Raw genomic sequence first — 14,686 nt, forward strand, 5'->3', positions numbered from 1 at the left:
TCGGGGGCAAAGACCCATCGGCACCGTCGAAGCGAAATTAGTCGTCCTCGAGTGCCTGCCAGGAGAGTCGCGGGTTCCGTGCGGCGCTGGTCTGGTCGATCCGTCGGGCAGTAGTTCGACCGGGGGCTGCCTCGAGCGTGTCGGCGTCCTCCGTTGCGACGGCGTCGAAGGCTGCGGCGAGCCGATCGAGGGTGGCCTTGCTCTCGACTTCGGTGGGCTCGGTCATCAGGGCCTCGGGGACGATTTCGGGCCACTTGGTCGTCGGCGGATGGACGCCGTAGTCGAGCATCCGTTTCGCGACCTCGGCGGCGTCCTGCTCGCCCGCGCTGGCGACGAACTCGTGGTGGAAGGGGCCGTAAGGGATCTCGTAGTCGATCTGGCTCGCGAGGTAGTTTGCGTTGAGGACGGCCATGGCGCTGGCGTCGGCCAGTCCGACGTCGCCGAGACGGGCGATGTAAGCGAAAGTCTTGACGAGCACGAGCCAGTTACCCTGGTAGCCGTGGACCTTGCCGATGGTGTGGTCGGGGTCGAACAGTTCGTAGGTCGGCTCACCGCGTTCACCGTCCGCATCGTCGCTCCCCCCGACCTCTCGCACGCGAGGTGCCGGGAGGAACGGCGCGAGTTCTTCGACGACGCCGACCGGACCGGCGCCGGGACCGCCGCCGCCGTGAGGCGTCGCAAACGTCTTGTGCACGTTGTAGTGCATCACGTCGAAGCCCATGTCACCCGGACGTGCACGGCCGAGCAGCGCGTTCAGGTTCGCTCCGTCGTAGTAGAGCAAGCCGCCGACGTCGTGGACCAGCTCGGCGATCTCTTCGATGTCGCGCTCGAACAGTCCGAGCGTGTTCGGGTTCGTCAGCATCAGCGCCGCCGTGTTCTCCGAGAGGGCCGCCTCGAGGGCCTCGAGGTCGACTCGTCCGTCCTCGTCGCTCGGGAGCGAGACGACGTCGTACCCCCCGAGGGCGGCGGTCGCGAAGTTCGTCCCGTGGGCGCTCTCGGGGATGATGACCTCGTCGCGGTGAGCCTCGCCGTTGTGTTCGTGGTAGGCCGCAGCGACGCGAATCCCGACGAACTCGCCGGCTGCACCCGCCGGTGGCTGGAGTGTCACGGCGTCCATCCCGCCGATTCGGCCGAGGTAGTCCTGCAGCCGGTACAGGAGTTCGAGGGTGCCCTGGATGGTCCCGGGGGAGCGGTCGGGGTGGACCGCAGCCGTCGGGAGGGCAGCGACGTCCTCGGTGAACTTCGGGTTGTACTTCATCGTACACGAGCCCAGCGGGTAGGGGCCGCTGTCGATCCCGTAGGTCATCTGGGAGAGGCGCGTGTAGTGACGGGCGAGTTCGGGTTCCGAGAGTTCGGGCAACTCGAGGTCCTCTCGCGTGAGGTCGTCCGGGAGCGGAGACTCCTCGCCGACCTCGACCCGCGTCAGGTCCTTCTCCGAGAGCAGGGGTTCGTACTGACCGTCCTCGACGTAGCGGGCCTGGTCGTAGCGGACGCGTGCGTCCTCGCCGTCGGCTCGAGTGTCGTCTGCGGGGGTGGGGTCGTCGCTCATCGACCCACCTCCTCGAGTGACGCGACGAACGCGTCGAGTTCGTCGTCGGTCGTGCCTGCCGTACAGACCTGTATCTCGTGATCGCCGACGACGTGGACCGCGAAGCCGCTGGCCTCGAGGTCACGGGCGACTGCACCGGCGGGGCGTTCGAGACGGGCGACGAACTCCCGGAGGTGGTGGCGGTCGTGAACCGGCGCGGTCACACCGGGGAGGTCGTCGAGACGGCCCGCGAGGTCGGTCGCGCGGGTGACGCCGCGATTGGCGAGCTCGACCAGTCCCGACGGCCCGAGCATCGCCGCGTGCATCGCGGTCCGGAGGGCGACCCACGCCTGATTCGTGCAGATGTTGCTCGTCGCGCGTTCCCGCCGGATGTGCTGTTCGCGGGTCTGGAGCGTGAGGGTGTAGGCCCGCCGATCGGTCGCGTCCTCGCTCACGCCCACGAGTCGCCCGGGGACCTGCCGGAGGTGCTCCTCGCGGGTGGCGAACAGTCCGAGGCCCATCCCGTAGCTCGTTCCAAGACCGAGGACGCTCGCGTCGCCGACGACGACGTCGGCACCCACGTCTGCCGGTCGCTCGAGCACCGAGAGCGCGACCGGGTCAGAGCCGAGGACGAACAGGGCCCCGACGTCGGCCGCGAGGTCGCCGATGTCCGGGAGACGCTCCTCGATCGTTCCCCGGACGGTCGGGTTCTCCGCGTAGATCATCACGGTTTCGTCGTCGACCAGTTCCGCGAGCGCCTCCCAGTCGACGGTGCCGTCGTCGCTTGGGTAGGCCTCGACGACGAGGTCGGTTCCGGCGACGTAGTTCTCGAGCGTACTCGACCGACCGTCCCGGAGCAGGTCGGGGACGAGGACGCGATGCCCGTCGACGCTTCGAACGCGATCGGCGAGCGTCGCGGCTTCGCCGAGGGCGGTCGCCGCGTCGTACATCGAGCAGTTCGCAACCTCGAGGCCGGTCAACTCGACCAGCAGCGACTGGTACTCGAACAGCGCCTGCAGGAAGCCCTGTGAGACCTCCGGCTGGTACTGCGTGTAGGAGGTGAGAAACTCCGAGCGATCCGCGAGGTGGTCGACCAGCGACGGCACGTAGTAGCCGTAGTGACCGCGCCCGAGTAGTTCGGTCAGGTCGTCGTTTCGCTCGAGAATCGAACGGACCAGTCGCCGCGTCTCTCGTTCCGTTCGAGCGTCGATTCCGAACTCGTCGTCGAACCGTACCGGTTCGGGGATGTCGAAGAGGTCTTCTACGGTTTCGACACCGACCGCCTCGAGCATCGCGTCCCGTTGTGCTGCCGTGTGGGGGGCGAAGGGGCTCCCCGTCGATTGTGTACCCTGCATGGTTAGTCGGTCGATCGAGCGGGTGCCGTCTCGTCGACGGCACGTTCGGTCGCTTCCCACCCGCGTCCACCGCAAGCGTCGATCAGTGCCACGATATCAATGGTTACTGGCGTGGGATAATTAACGCATCCGGTCTCCCGGACGAGTGGTGGAGCGGGGCAACCGGGGATCACCGGAAGTACAGTCAGATCAGCGAGCGTCGTCAGTCCCGTCGTCCGATTCGGGCGCGTCGCTGTCACGCTGTGAGTCCGGGTCTCCTTCCGGTTGGTCACCGGATTCCGGATCCGCCTCTCTCTCGATTCTCGGCCGGAGTCCGCCTCGTCGAGCCCGCAGGTCCGAAAGCGACCAGCCAACGTCCCGGGTCGCCCGGACACCATTTGCGCCGACTCCCGAGCGGATGCCCGTCTCCGGGTCGGTGTCGACGGCGGGCTCTCTCGCTGGCGTGATCGTCCGCCGGTCGCCGTCCTCGGATCGCGCCCGTTCTCGAGCGAAGACGTCGAGGGTTACCTTGGCGCCGCCGAGGACGACCGGCCCGATGAACAGGCCGATCGCGCCGAAGACGACGATCCCGCCGAAGATTCCGACGACGACGATCGCGGCGTTGAACGCCGTCGTGCGGCCGATCAGGGCCGGTCTGAGGTAGGTGTCGGAGGCGCTGACGAGCGATCCGTACAGGACGAGCAACAGCGCCGCGACCGGTCGACCGATCGCGAGCAGGTAGACGGTCACCGGGATCCAGACGCCGAACGCGCCGACCAGCGGCAACAGCGCGAGGACGAACGTTGCGACCGTGAGGAAGACGACCGTCGGAACGTCGAGGATCGCGAGACCGACCCCGAGAGCGATCGCCTGGATCGCCGCGACGGCGACGTTTCCGACGACCGATGCCCACATCAGTCGATCGAGTTCGGCGAACAGTTCCTCCTGGAGGTCGTCTGCGATCGGCAGGACGTGGCCGAACCAGGCGACGAGGGCGTCGCCGTCTCGCAACAGCGCGAAGAGGACGAACAGCGTGACGGTGAGCCCGATGGCGATGATCGGGAGCCCGCTCACGATTTCGATCGCGCTCGTCGCGATCCCCTGTAATCCGGAGGTGATCGGTCCCTCGTAAGTCTGATACATCTCGACGAGGTCGACCTCGTAGCCGGTGTCCTCGAAGCGATCTTCGAACGTCCGGACGTCGAGTGACCCCTCCTGGAGGGCAGTCAGCACCTCGAGTGCCTCGCGTAACGCGATCGCGAGCACGTACGCCAGCGGCAGGAGGATCATCGAGACCGCGACCACGACGAGGACCCCGGCAGCCATCATCGAGCCCACGTAACGCTCGAGGCGGCGCTGGGCGGGCATGAGAACGTACGCGAGGACGACGCCGAGGAGGACGTACTGCAGGTAGGGCAACACGACGAACAGGCCGAGGATTGCACTGACGATCGCGATCGCAGTCATCGCGGTGCGATCGGAGATCCACCCCGGTTCGTCGCCACTGTCGGCCATGGCGGGTGTTTGGCGGGCCACACAAATTAGTGCACTGACGAATTGCAGCACGGTTTTCGACGGACCCTCCCGGTCCGTCTCCAGTCACTCGTCTGAACGGACGGCGTCGAGAGGAGCTCGCCCGCTCGTGCCGGTCGGCGGCTAGAAGGGATCGTAGTGGGGGAGCGGAACGTGCGGAAGTTCGATCCCGACGGTCATCAGACCGTGCTGGAGCGGGATGTAGCCGAGGACGATGAACGCGATCCCCAGTACACGGTGGAGTCGGACGCGTGTTTCGACGCTGAGTGACTGGAACAGCGTCCCGTAGACGAACAGCGACGGGACGGTTCCAAGGCCCAGAACGCCGAGTGCGAGCGCCCCGCCAACGGGCGAACCCTGTACGAACGCGTAGAGGAACGCTGGATACAGCAACGGACAGGGAAGCAGGCCGTGTGCAGCACCCAGACCGACGATTCGGCTGTTGCCGACCCAGCCATCCACGTTCGCCAGCAATCGCCCCTGAAGGCTGGCGAGGACACCACCGACCACCGGGAGGTTGACCGAGCCGCCGAGAAGCCCCCGTCCGACCAGGTAGTGGAACCCCATTACGACGATCAGGAGGCCGACCGTGATGCCGGCGATCGCGTGGACGTCGGTCGCGACGGCGGTGACGTCCTGCGTCGAGACGAAGACGAGCGATCCAGCCAGGCCGAACAGTCCACCGATGATCGCGTAGCTCACCGTTCGACCGAGGTTGAACAGCGCGTGCTGACGAACCATCCCGAGCGTCAGGCTGTTCCGGGCGGCCGGTCCGTCGGCCTGTTCTCTGAGTCGATCGGAGTAGACCGTCACGAGCGGTCCACACATCCCCAGACAGTGTGCTCCCCCGAGCAGTCCGATCAGGGCGAAGACGACCAGCCCGACCGGCTCCATCGCCGTCGGATCGAGCGACGGATCGTAACAGGTGTGCTCGAGGAGCCAGCCCGACGGAATCTCCGTCGACGGCTCCGCGACCGGGGATGAGACCGCTTCCGCGAGACTCGAGCCGGGAACGGCCATCACCAGTTATCCACGACGCTGACGACGTCTGCCGAGACGTCGTCGACGGGCAAATTCTCCCCCCGGTAGGCCCGTTCGACGATCCCCTCGGGATTGACCAGGAACGTGACGACGATGTGAGCGAAGTCGTAGTCGTCACCACCCAGTTCCTCTCGTTCGAACGGGATACCGAGGGTATCGTAGACGACGTCCTGGGCCTCGGATTCGTCCGCTGGGCGGAGATAGTGGTAGTTCCCAGCCTCGAGGTCGATCCGGACCATGTCGGCGTGATCCCTGAGTGCGTCGGCGGTGTCGCGCTCGGGGTCGAACGTGATCCCGAAGAATCGGGTTTCGTCGACGAGCCCGTCGTCGTTGACGTTCGACTGGACGGCGGCGATGTTACTCATCAGTGGGATGCACTCGGCGGGACAGTCGGCGAAGAACGCGGTGAGGAGGAACGTCTCGGAGATGGCGGAGACGTCGATCGGTTCCTCGGTCAGTGGATCTGGCAGTTCGAACGCCGGAAACGCCTCACCGTAGGTCGGATACATCGGGTCCCCGACGGCGTCCTCACCCGTCGGTGGCTCGAGGGCGACCTCACCGTCGACCTCGGGGCCGGACTCGAGTGCACCGGTGACACAGCCAGCCACTGCCGCCAGACCTGTCGCAGCACTGATACCGAGTACGCTCCGTCGATTCATTACTCGAGAGTAGTGATCCGTCGGCCAAATAGCGTCTGGTGCACTTTTCTAAAGGCCGTTAACTGACCGTTTGTGGTTCGAATGTCGAATTGTAGATACTGCGTCGTCGAGGCCAGAACACAGTCCATTCAGCGCGTATACCAGACGGGTCTTATGGGTTCCCCCGCTAGCATCACCTATGACCGAGCGATCGATTCGGACGGTAACGGGAGATGGATGTGGATCGCGCCGGGCGTTTCTCGGGGCGATTGCGGCCACCGGTGCCGTCGCCATCGCTGGCTGTGCCAGCGAGGACGAGCCAGCACCAGACCCGGTCACGATTCCCGACGAGCAGGTCTGTGACCACTGTTCGATGATAATCGGACAGCATCCCGGTCCGAACGGCCAGACACACTACGACGACGCCGAAGCGGTCTTCGACGAGGATCGGCCCGGTATGTTCTGCGCATCGACGTGTACCTACGCACATACGTTCGAAGAGGAAGATCAGGGCAACGAGCCATCGGTGATCTACCTCACCGATTACTCGAGCGTCGATCACGCCGTCAACGAGGGTCAGGGGATCGTCGAGATCAGCAGTCACCTCGAGGCCGACTCGTTCGCACGGGCCGACGACCTGCACCTCGTCGTCGACAGCGAGGTCGAGGGTGCGATGGGGGCCTCGATGATCGGGTTTTCGGATGCTGACGACGCCGAGGCGTTTCAGGCCGAGTACGGCGGCGACATCTACGAACACGGCGACGTCTCGCGTGACCTCGTGATGTCGTTGATGTAATCGCAGGCACTGTTTCTTTCCCACGTTCGGACGGAACCCGCCGAAGACGACGAACCGGAATAGTCGGCCTCCGGCGCTCGACGGGTGCTGTGGAACCTCGATCGGTCGGGATTCTCTGTTGCGTCGTCGGTCGAAGAGCGGTCGACGCTGCTCACGCACGGTGAGAACTCGTCCCGACGACATCCGAAACGATTCGTTCGCAGAATTCAGGGCCGTTTCGATCAGCGGCCGACGCCCCAGACCGCGACGGCCAGCGCGCCGACACCCCAGACGAGGAGCCCGACCACGCTCGCGAGCGGCGAGGCAACCTGTGGGCCCGTGCCCGCTGCGACGACGACGGTCGTCTCGAGGACGAGCCCCCGGAAGGCACTCAGTGGACTCACCGCGAGTGCGTGGAGTAACGCAGCGTCCCCGAGTAGCCCCTCCGCGAGGCCGTACACCAGCGCGAGGTCGAGGCCGACGAGTAAGACGACGAGCGCGACGACCGAGAGCGCGAGCGCGCCGCGGGTGGCGCTGACGACCGACGAGATAGCGATCGCAACTGCGAGGACGACGAGTGCGAACAGCACTGTCAACGCGACGAAGCGCCCGAACAGCACCGGCGAGTCGGCACCCTCGTGGGTGGCGTAGACGCCGACGAGGTCGTCACCGGTGAGCGTGATCGCGGCGGCGACGATCGCGAGCGGGATCACGATCGTCACGGCGAGGCCGATCGCTCGCCCGACGTAGACGCCGAGGACGTACTCGACCGGCGAGACCGGGTACGTCTCGAGGACGTCCAGCTCGCCGCGGCGGTCGTCGTCGAGGATCGCCCGGTAGCCGAATGCCACGGCGACGATCGGAACGAGTAACTCGAGTGGCGTCAGGAGGTCGACGATCGTCGGCAGGTAGCCGGCGAGGTAGCCGCCACCGGTCCAGGTGATCCCGAGCAGCACGGCCGCGAGGGCGACTCCGAGCAGCAGTACCGTCCGGGTCCGGGTGAGCGTCCTGAGTTCGCGCCCGACGATGGTCCTGATCGTCCGCCACGATCCCGGCGCGGTCGTCGGCCGCGTGGTCGAACTCGAGGTGGGTCGATCCGGGTCGACGGACTCGCCCGGCGAGGCGTCACCTGCCATGATCAGGAACTCACCCCCTGGACGCGGACGGTGCCTGCCTCACCGGCGGTCCCCTCGTCGTAGACGTCCCGGAGTGAGCCGACGCCGAGTCGATCGCACAACCGGTCCGGCGAGCCGGTCTCGCGGATCTGTCCGTCTTCGATGAGCACGACGTCGTCGACCGTCCGTTCGACCAGCGCGAGGTCGTGGGAACTCAACAGGACGGCCGTCCCGTCGGCGGCGAGTTCGCCGGCGATCTCGAAGACGTGCTGGCGCATTCCCGGATCGAGCCCGCTGCCCGGCTCGTCGAGCACCACGACCGGGGGGTCACCGATCGTTGCCTGTGCGATCCCTACCAGTCGGGTCATTCCGCCCGACAGTGCGTCGACCTGCCTGTCAGCTGCGTCCTCGAGACCGACCAGCCGGAGGCGATCGCGGGCGGCGGATTCGTCGGCACCCACGAGCGCGGCGTAGAACCCGAGGGTCTCGAGGACGGTGAATCCGGGCCTGAACGCCGGCTGCTGTGGCAGGTAGCCGATCTGTCTGACCGTCTCGGGACCGTGATAGGACACGGTGCCGCCGGTGGGCTCGAGCAGGCCGGCGAGGACGCGCAGGAGCGTCGTCTTCCCCGAACCGTTCGGGCCGATGAGCGCGGTGACGGCACCGCCGTCGATGCCGACCGTGACGTCTTCGAGGACAGAGACTGTCCCGAAGTCGCGGTCGACTGACGTTACTTCGAGGATCGATCCGCCGGGGTGTGTGCGTTCACTCATAGATCACGAATCACGAATCTGGTGGGCCGCAGCCGTCGCCTCGCGTTCCGACTCCGGGTCCACGCTGGAGCCGGTCAGGTCGCAAGACCAGGCCGCCTCGAGGGCGTCGGCGCGCTCGAGGAGGTCCGGGTTGTTCGGTTCACAGGTCGGTGAGAGGTCGGCGATGCTTCGCTCGCGCATTCCGGGGACCGAGCCCTGGAAGCCGTCCATCGCGTCGAGGGCGGGTGCACGGGAGAGCGTCAGCGCGCCGTCGGTCCGGTGGAGTCGCTGATCGACGGCGGCGGTCGCGGTGTACGACCGATCGACCGTCGAACCGGGCGTCAGGCTCCCGGCTCCCTGCCAGTAGTTGCCGACGCCGTCGTGAGTCCAGATGCGCAGCGGGCCGGACCCGGCCGTCGCGTGCACGTCGTTGTCGACGAAGTCGTTCCTGACGACCTGGTTCGTCGGTAACATCTCACGTTCGCTCGCGCCCACGCCGTTGCCCACGAGGACGTTGTGCTCGATCAGTGAGTTCTGTGAGTCGATCTGTAGTCCAACGTCGCCGCCGACGATCACGTTGTTTGCGACGTACGCCTCGTCTCCAGCGGGAATGATGCCGATCGAGGCGTCGCGGACGTCGTTGTCGACGATCGCGATGTTCTCGGGACCGGTCATGACGAAGGTTCCCGCCGTCTCCTGGTTTCGGAACTCGTTGTCGGCGATGAGCGTATCAGAGGTGTGCATCAGGTGGACGCCAAGCCGGTTTCCGTCGAAGTGGTTGTCCCGGACCGTGAGTCCGTGAGAGCGGTGGGAGTAGATAGCGTCTCGCCCGTCTTCGACCGTCGAATTCTCGACGACGCCGGGTGCGTGAAACAGCAGGAGTCCGGCCTGTCCCTCGTTTGGATTCTCCGGGCTGAAAACCGTCACGTCGCGGATGACCGGCGCGTCACCCCGCCGGACGATGACCCCGCTCGCCGACGAGTGGACCGTCACGTCTTCGATCAGAACCTCGTCGGCCGTGTGCGCACCGATGCCAGCGTCGCCGCCCGCGTAGTTCACCTCGAACACGTCGTCCCAGTCGTTAGCCTGCTCACCGGGAAGCGGCTCTTCACCCTGGCGTTCCGACCCCGAACCGGTGACCTCGAGTCCGATCAGGGCCGTCCGATCGGCGGTCGTCGTGATGACGGTTCCGTTACCGTCGCCGCGAATCGTCACGTCGCCGTCGCCGAGCAGAGTGATCGGCTCGTCGATTTCGAGCGTTTCGTCGTACTCGCCGGCGGGAATCTCGACGGTCGTGTTCGCCGGCGCGTCGTCGATCGCCTCCTGGATCGTGTCGGCGTCCTCGCCGACGACGGTCGACACCGGCCGCTCACGGAGTGCAGAACGGTTCTCGACGATCGCGTCAGCGCCAGCGTGGTGGTCGTCCACACTGTCGCGGACTACAGTCGGGTCGCCGGGTTCGAACGGCTGCACGAGCAGGTCGGTCCACGATCGCACCGTGCCGTCGTGAGCGTCTGCGAACGACTCCGCGTCGTCCCGGTCGGAGAACGCGAGGATCGCGTCTCCCTGTGGCGTCTCGGCCTCACTGTCGGTGACGTACCAGGCGGTCTCGGCGTCGATCCAGCCCGATTCGCCACCTGCACGCGGATAGCCGTCCTCGCCGATCGTGACGTCGGTGCCGGCGTAGTCGGTCACGAGCACCGACAGCGGGTAGCCAAACTGCTCGTCGTGGCCCGGCGAATCCTCCGTCGCGAGGAACGTGTCGACGCCGTAATAACCGACGACGTACGGGAACTGCGAGTAGAAGACCTGCGCCCGCGGCAGGTCGACGTCGTCATCGAGTCCCCGATCAGCCTCGAGCGTGAGCCCCATTGAGACCGTGTCGCCGAACGGTGCAGGCTCGGCCGACGTGTCAACGTCGACGACGAACAGCCAGCCGACCAGGACGACGAGCACGATGGCGAGCGCGAGAACGAGAACGTCCCCGCGGCGTAACTCGGACACGGTCGAGCCTAGGGACAGACGCTACCTATAGCGTTTGGTACGACGCTCGAACGAGTCACGAGACACGCAGTGCTACACGGTCACCGCTCGAGTTCACGTCGGGTGCGACGATGGCGTTCGCGAAACATAAGCTCGAATCCGACCCGTGAAAACGGCGTTCCGAGGCGACCGATCGGTCCGAACGGGAGCGCGTAGGCGACGTGATCGCGGACCGTCGTCCGGCCGCCGTCTGCGAAGAATGCGTGCGTGTGGACCCACTCGTCGAACGGGCCGTAGACCATCCGGTCGCGAAAGTACGCTACCCCGTCCTCGCGCTCTCGCTCGACGATCTCGGAGGTCCAGTACTGGCGCGGCCCGACGCCGAACGGTCTGATCGACGCCGTCACCTCCGACCCGGCCTCGAGGACCTCCGGGTCGGGGCTACCGTCTGAACCGATCGTCGCCTCGACGCGCAGGTTCATCCATCCGGGCGTCAACGCCTCGAGACCGGCGGGCGTCGAGTGAAACTCCCAGACCTCTTCGAGCGGCGCCCGGACCGTACACTGGCGGTGATATGCGTCCATGGTACCGATAATGCGCCCGATCGTGAAAGAGTCGTGGCCGCGAGTACCGACCGAGACGGTGACACGAGCGACGGAAGCGATCGCAGACGAGACGCCTGCGACCGGCTTACTTCAGGCGTTCCTGCAAGAACGACGGATGGGCCGCCGTCACGCCATCGATCTCGAGCAGTTCGTCGGCGATGATCTCGCCGAGTGCGTCCCCGTCTTCGGCACGAACCTCAGCCATCAGCATGTGGTCGCCGCTCGAACTGTACAGTGCCTCGACCTCCGCTAAATCCTTGATCGCCTGGGTCGCCTCGACGTAGCGTTCGCTCGCGACGTCGATCCCGACCAGCGCGATCGTCTGGCTCGAGAGCTTCTTCGGGTCGACGTCCGCAGAGTAGCCGACGATAACCCCCTCGTCCTCTAGCTTGCGGATGTACTTCCTGACGGTCGGTTTGGAGACGTTCGCCCGGTCTGCAATCTCCGCGTAGGAGGCCTGCGCGTCGGCTTCGAGAACCTCGAGGATGCGATCTTCCGTCGCTTGCGTGCTCATAGGAGAGTGTTTTGCTCCGACGGGAAAATATCTTTTGTATACGAAAAGGTCGGATTCCCGGAACGTCAGCCCCGGCGACGGTGGCGAGAACGGTCGGCAGGGACCGATCGGCGGACTTATTCGGTCGCCGACCAGACGTTCCGTCGATGGTCGACGCCAGCGTGCTCCTCGGTGGCCTCTTCGTCGTCCTCGGGGTCGTCATTCTGATCCCGGCGTTCCTGATCGCTTTTCGGGGGCGAGCGGACCTCCACGTTCACTACGACGAGGACGTCGACCCGGCGTACGTCTCCCGACGCGCTGGCACGACGGCACTCCTGATGGGGATTCTGGTCACCGCCTACGGGGTCCATCAGATGGTGTACGGCTTCTATCCGACCGCGTTCTGGGGACTGATGGGGGCGTTACTCGTCTTGAGCCAGCTGACGAAGCGGTTCGCACAGGGCTGGGGTGCCAGTTAGAAGCAGCCTTCAGGCTCCCCCGAGTGCCGTCGCCGGTTCGCTCCCCCAGTGGTGGAACGAGACGAACGAGGATGGCCGAGAACGAGCCGAGTGAGGCCGGTACTGCACCTGCCCGCTCGAGCGACTGCGCTACCAGAACCCCGTCACATGACGGTTCACCCTGCATCCGTGGCCCCAAAATGTTATGCGACGTACGACGTCGGGATCGTATGCGCCGGCGAGCTATTCTGGTGGCAACTGGGGGATTGATCGCGGGAGCGGGCTGTGCTACCAACGAGGAGGCCACCGACGAGAACGGTCAGAGGCTCGACGAGGACCAGGAAGGTTCGGCGGAGATCGTCGGAACCGACGTGATCGAGGCACCTGCACAGGGAACCAGCGGCGATGACGTCCCCTGGCTCCGGGTCGACGTCGAGAACCCGACTGACGCGCCACACGGTGGGATCAGACTGGATTCGACGTTCTACGACGATGGGAACGAACTCTCGACGGAGACGTTCCGCAGCAGCTACCTGCCGGCAGAGACCACGCTCCGATTCTACCACCGTGGGGAGTCCGACCCTGAGGAACTCGAGGAAGTCGAGGTCGAGATCGTCGAGGCCCACCCACAGGTTCGGGGCACCGAACTCGAGGGTATCTCGGTCGGGACCACCGACCTGTCGGTCGGTGGTGACCTGATCAACGTTCAGGGCGAGGCGGAACTGGGCACGGACGACGAGTTCGAGCGGGTCACCGTGGTCGCACTGATCTACGACGAGGCCGGCTACCTCCGTGGCACGGGAACGGCAACCGAATACGGCCCGACGGAGACCTTCGAGTTCGGTGCCGATTCGTCCGGCTTTCGGGCACCACACGTCGCCGACCCGATCGACGACTACGACGTCCTCTTCTTCGACGACCTCCCCTGAGCGGTTCGGCAGTGCTGGACGACCAGCGGTCGAGCGACGAGGTCCGGACGACCCGCTGGAGTACCGGTGGCGTGACAGCGTCAGCCGTCACGGCTGAGTGATCGCCGCCGAGTTCGGGTTGTCACACCAGAACGTCTGCGACGGACCGTCAGACCCGCTCGAGACGGATCTCGTCGTCCGAAATCGATTCGACGTTCTGTTCGTCGAGTTTGTACGTCTCCTCGTCTGCGTCGCCCCAGCCGAGTTTCGATTTGATCGTGTCGGCCATACCAGGGTCGGGATCGACGTGAGGCGTCCCCGACTCGACCGACTCGACGATCCCGATCTGTTCGCCGTCTGCGTCGACGACTCGTTTGCCCTCGTCGTCTTTCGTGAATTCAGCGCACATACGGGGACCCTCGCCAGTCAGCCGGGTAGTCGTGTCACCTACATGTGCCAGCGTCGGCTGCTCACCTCGAGTGAGGGTGCAATCCGAACGAGCGGAGCGAACGTCGATGGTCGCGGTACTCGCACCGACGCGTCGAAAACCAGAGAAACTGCGAAAGTGCGAAACCGCCGGTCGATTCAGGTGTGACGCTCGAGCAGGTCGTAGCTGCGTTCCCACTCGGCGTCGTCGTCGAAGTAGCGCTCGGCGAGTGGCTGGTCGGGCATCTCACCGACGGCCTGTTTCTCTTCGGTGTAGGAGGGGCGGTCTTCGTCGACGTAGAACCGACCCGTCAGGACCGTTCCCTCGTTCAAGACGTCTTCTGCCTCGTGCATCATCTCGGCGGCCTCACGTCGGTCCGAAATGTCGAAGTCGTAGTCCTCGGAATCCTGGACGTCGACGTACGGGACGTACTGGCGGGCGTCCTTGTTCCACGTCGGACACTGGGTGAGAAAGTCGATGTGGGCGAAGCCGTCGTGTTCGATGGCTTCCTTGATGATCTCCTTGGCCTGGTTCGGGTTCACTGCCGCAGTACGGGCGATGTAGCTCGCACCGGCGTTCAGCGACGTCGACAGCGGTCGCAGTGGCGATTTCGCACTTCCCGAGGGCTGGGTCTTGGACTTGTGACCCTTCGGACTGGTTGGCGACGTCTGGCCCTTCGTCAGCCCGAAGATCTCGTTGTTGAACACGATGTAGGTCATATCGTGGTTCTCCCGGGCCGTGTGGATGAAGTGGTTTCCACCGATGCCGTAGCCGTCGCCGTCGCCACCAGCGGCGATGACCTCGAGCTCCGGATTTGCGAGCTTGGCGGCACGGGCGACCGGCAGTGAGCGGCCGTGGATGGTGTGGAAGCCGTAGGTGTCGAGATAGCTGTTCAGCTTGCCCGAACAGCCGATCCCGGTGACCGTCAGGACCTCCTCGGGAGTCTTGCCGACCTCCGGGAGGGCCTGTTTCAGCGCCTTCAGGACGCCGAAGTCACCACAGCCCGGACACCAGGTCGGCTGCGGTTCGACACCGGGGGTGAACTCGTCCCGGTCGATCTCTCGCTGCTCTCCGATGGCGTTGAATGCACTCATGG

15 protein-coding genes are annotated in these 14,686 nt (G+C 65.6%); 3 read left to right on the forward strand and 12 right to left on the reverse strand.

Features of this window, described 5'->3' with window-relative positions; all coding sequences use genetic code 11:
* Window positions 1-37: 37 nt before the first annotated feature.
* The 5 genes from gcvPB to B1756_RS17385 form a co-directional block, all read right to left on the reverse strand.
* On the reverse strand, window positions 38-1,549 hold the full coding sequence (gcvPB, locus tag B1756_RS17365) for an aminomethyl-transferring glycine dehydrogenase subunit GcvPB (protein WP_086889688.1): 1,512 nt from the start codon (window positions 1,547-1,549) through the stop codon (window positions 38-40).
* A complete protein-coding gene (gcvPA, locus tag B1756_RS17370; RefSeq protein ID WP_086889689.1) occupies window positions 1,546-2,883 on the reverse strand; it encodes an aminomethyl-transferring glycine dehydrogenase subunit GcvPA in 1,338 nt (445 codons plus the stop codon). The genes gcvPB and gcvPA overlap by 4 nt, the downstream gene beginning before the upstream one ends.
* A 189-nt stretch (window positions 2,884-3,072) precedes the next feature.
* Window positions 3,073-4,377 carry an AI-2E family transporter gene (locus B1756_RS17375; RefSeq protein WP_086889690.1) on the reverse strand — a complete coding sequence of 435 codons (1,305 nt, stop codon included), beginning with the start codon at window positions 4,375-4,377 and terminating at the stop codon, window positions 3,073-3,075.
* A 141-nt stretch (window positions 4,378-4,518) separates the two neighbouring features.
* Window positions 4,519-5,289 carry a sulfite exporter TauE/SafE family protein gene (locus B1756_RS17380; protein ID WP_228434628.1) on the reverse strand — a complete coding sequence of 257 codons (771 nt, stop codon included), beginning with the start codon at window positions 5,287-5,289 and terminating at the stop codon, window positions 4,519-4,521.
* 125 nt (window positions 5,290-5,414) lie between these two features.
* The gene (locus B1756_RS17385; RefSeq protein ID WP_086889692.1) at window positions 5,415-6,095 is read right to left on the reverse strand and encodes an SCO family protein; all 681 of its coding nucleotides are present in this window, start codon (window positions 6,093-6,095) and stop codon (window positions 5,415-5,417) included.
* A gap of 178 nt (window positions 6,096-6,273) precedes the next feature.
* Here B1756_RS17385 and B1756_RS17390 point away from each other — a divergent pair, with 178 nt between their 5' ends.
* Window positions 6,274-6,870, forward strand: a complete 597-nt coding sequence (locus B1756_RS17390) for a nitrous oxide reductase accessory protein NosL (RefSeq protein WP_086889693.1) — start codon at window positions 6,274-6,276, stop codon at window positions 6,868-6,870.
* Window positions 6,871-7,091: 221 nt separating this feature from the next.
* Here the strand turns inward: B1756_RS17390 and B1756_RS17395 are convergent, their stop codons facing one another.
* From B1756_RS17395 to lrpA1, 5 genes are all read right to left on the reverse strand, one after another.
* Window positions 7,092-7,985 (reverse strand): ABC transporter permease, encoded by an 894-nt coding sequence (locus B1756_RS17395; RefSeq protein ID WP_086889694.1) that lies wholly within the window; start codon window positions 7,983-7,985, stop codon window positions 7,092-7,094.
* Window positions 7,986-7,987: 2 nt separating this feature from the next.
* Window positions 7,988-8,737: an ABC transporter ATP-binding protein gene (locus tag B1756_RS17400; protein ID WP_086889695.1), complete on the reverse strand. Its 750-nt coding sequence runs from the start codon at window positions 8,735-8,737 to the stop codon at window positions 7,988-7,990.
* 3 nt (window positions 8,738-8,740) lie between these two features.
* On the reverse strand, window positions 8,741-10,588 hold the full coding sequence (locus B1756_RS17405) for a NosD domain-containing protein (RefSeq protein WP_228434629.1): 1,848 nt from the start codon (window positions 10,586-10,588) through the stop codon (window positions 8,741-8,743).
* A gap of 212 nt (window positions 10,589-10,800) precedes the next feature.
* Window positions 10,801-11,283: an SRPBCC family protein gene (locus B1756_RS17410; protein WP_086889697.1), complete on the reverse strand. Its 483-nt coding sequence runs from the start codon at window positions 11,281-11,283 to the stop codon at window positions 10,801-10,803.
* 106 nt (window positions 11,284-11,389) lie between these two features.
* Entirely contained in the window at window positions 11,390-11,818 is a 429-nt protein-coding gene (gene lrpA1 / locus B1756_RS17415; RefSeq protein WP_086889698.1) for an HTH-type transcriptional regulator LrpA1, read from the reverse strand.
* A 146-nt stretch (window positions 11,819-11,964) separates the two neighbouring features.
* Between lrpA1 and B1756_RS17420 the strand changes: the two genes are divergently transcribed.
* On the forward strand, window positions 11,965-12,276 hold the full coding sequence (locus B1756_RS17420; RefSeq protein ID WP_086889699.1) for a hypothetical protein: 312 nt from the start codon (window positions 11,965-11,967) through the stop codon (window positions 12,274-12,276).
* A gap of 230 nt (window positions 12,277-12,506) precedes the next feature.
* Complete coding sequence (locus B1756_RS17425) at window positions 12,507-13,184, forward strand: hypothetical protein (RefSeq protein ID WP_228434406.1); 678 nt, start codon at window positions 12,507-12,509, stop codon at window positions 13,182-13,184.
* Window positions 13,185-13,332: 148 nt separating this feature from the next.
* Here the strand turns inward: B1756_RS17425 and B1756_RS17430 are convergent, their stop codons facing one another.
* Window positions 13,333-13,572, reverse strand: a complete 240-nt coding sequence (locus B1756_RS17430) for a hypothetical protein (protein WP_086889701.1) — start codon at window positions 13,570-13,572, stop codon at window positions 13,333-13,335.
* Window positions 13,573-13,748: 176 nt separating this feature from the next.
* Entirely contained in the window at window positions 13,749-14,684 is a 936-nt protein-coding gene (locus B1756_RS17435) for a thiamine pyrophosphate-dependent enzyme (protein ID WP_086889702.1), read from the reverse strand.
* Window positions 14,685-14,686 lie beyond the last annotated feature (2 nt).

It is taken from the genome of Natrarchaeobaculum aegyptiacum (genome assembly GCF_002156705.1).
GTDB classification, from domain to species: domain Archaea; phylum Halobacteriota; class Halobacteria; order Halobacteriales; family Natrialbaceae; genus Natrarchaeobaculum; species Natrarchaeobaculum aegyptiacum.

Coding starts and splice junctions, on each gene's coding strand:
- B1756_RS17380 (WP_228434628.1), bottom strand. CDS start 5,289: ATGGAGCCGGTCGGGCTGGTCGTCTTCGCCCTGATCGGACTGCTCGGG.
- gcvPB (WP_086889688.1), bottom strand. CDS start 1,549: ATGAGCGACGACCCCACCCCCGCAGACGACACTCGAGCCGACGGCGAG.
- B1756_RS17385 (WP_086889692.1), bottom strand. CDS start 6,095: ATGAATCGACGGAGCGTACTCGGTATCAGTGCTGCGACAGGTCTGGCG.
- B1756_RS17375 (WP_086889690.1), bottom strand. CDS start 4,377: ATGGCCGACAGTGGCGACGAACCGGGGTGGATCTCCGATCGCACCGCG.
- B1756_RS17420 (WP_086889699.1), top strand. CDS start 11,965: ATGGTCGACGCCAGCGTGCTCCTCGGTGGCCTCTTCGTCGTCCTCGGG.
- B1756_RS17390 (WP_086889693.1), top strand. CDS start 6,274: ATGACCGAGCGATCGATTCGGACGGTAACGGGAGATGGATGTGGATCG.
- B1756_RS17395 (WP_086889694.1), bottom strand. CDS start 7,985: ATGGCAGGTGACGCCTCGCCGGGCGAGTCCGTCGACCCGGATCGACCC.
- B1756_RS17410 (WP_086889697.1), bottom strand. CDS start 11,283: ATGGACGCATATCACCGCCAGTGTACGGTCCGGGCGCCGCTCGAAGAG.
- B1756_RS17400 (WP_086889695.1), bottom strand. CDS start 8,737: ATGAGTGAACGCACACACCCCGGCGGATCGATCCTCGAAGTAACGTCA.
- lrpA1 (WP_086889698.1), bottom strand. CDS start 11,818: ATGAGCACGCAAGCGACGGAAGATCGCATCCTCGAGGTTCTCGAAGCC.
- B1756_RS17435 (WP_086889702.1), bottom strand. CDS start 14,684: ATGAGTGCATTCAACGCCATCGGAGAGCAGCGAGAGATCGACCGGGAC.
- gcvPA (WP_086889689.1), bottom strand. CDS start 2,883: ATGCAGGGTACACAATCGACGGGGAGCCCCTTCGCCCCCCACACGGCA.
- B1756_RS17430 (WP_086889701.1), bottom strand. CDS start 13,572: ATGTGCGCTGAATTCACGAAAGACGACGAGGGCAAACGAGTCGTCGAC.
- B1756_RS17405 (WP_228434629.1), bottom strand. CDS start 10,588: ATGGGGCTCACGCTCGAGGCTGATCGGGGACTCGATGACGACGTCGAC.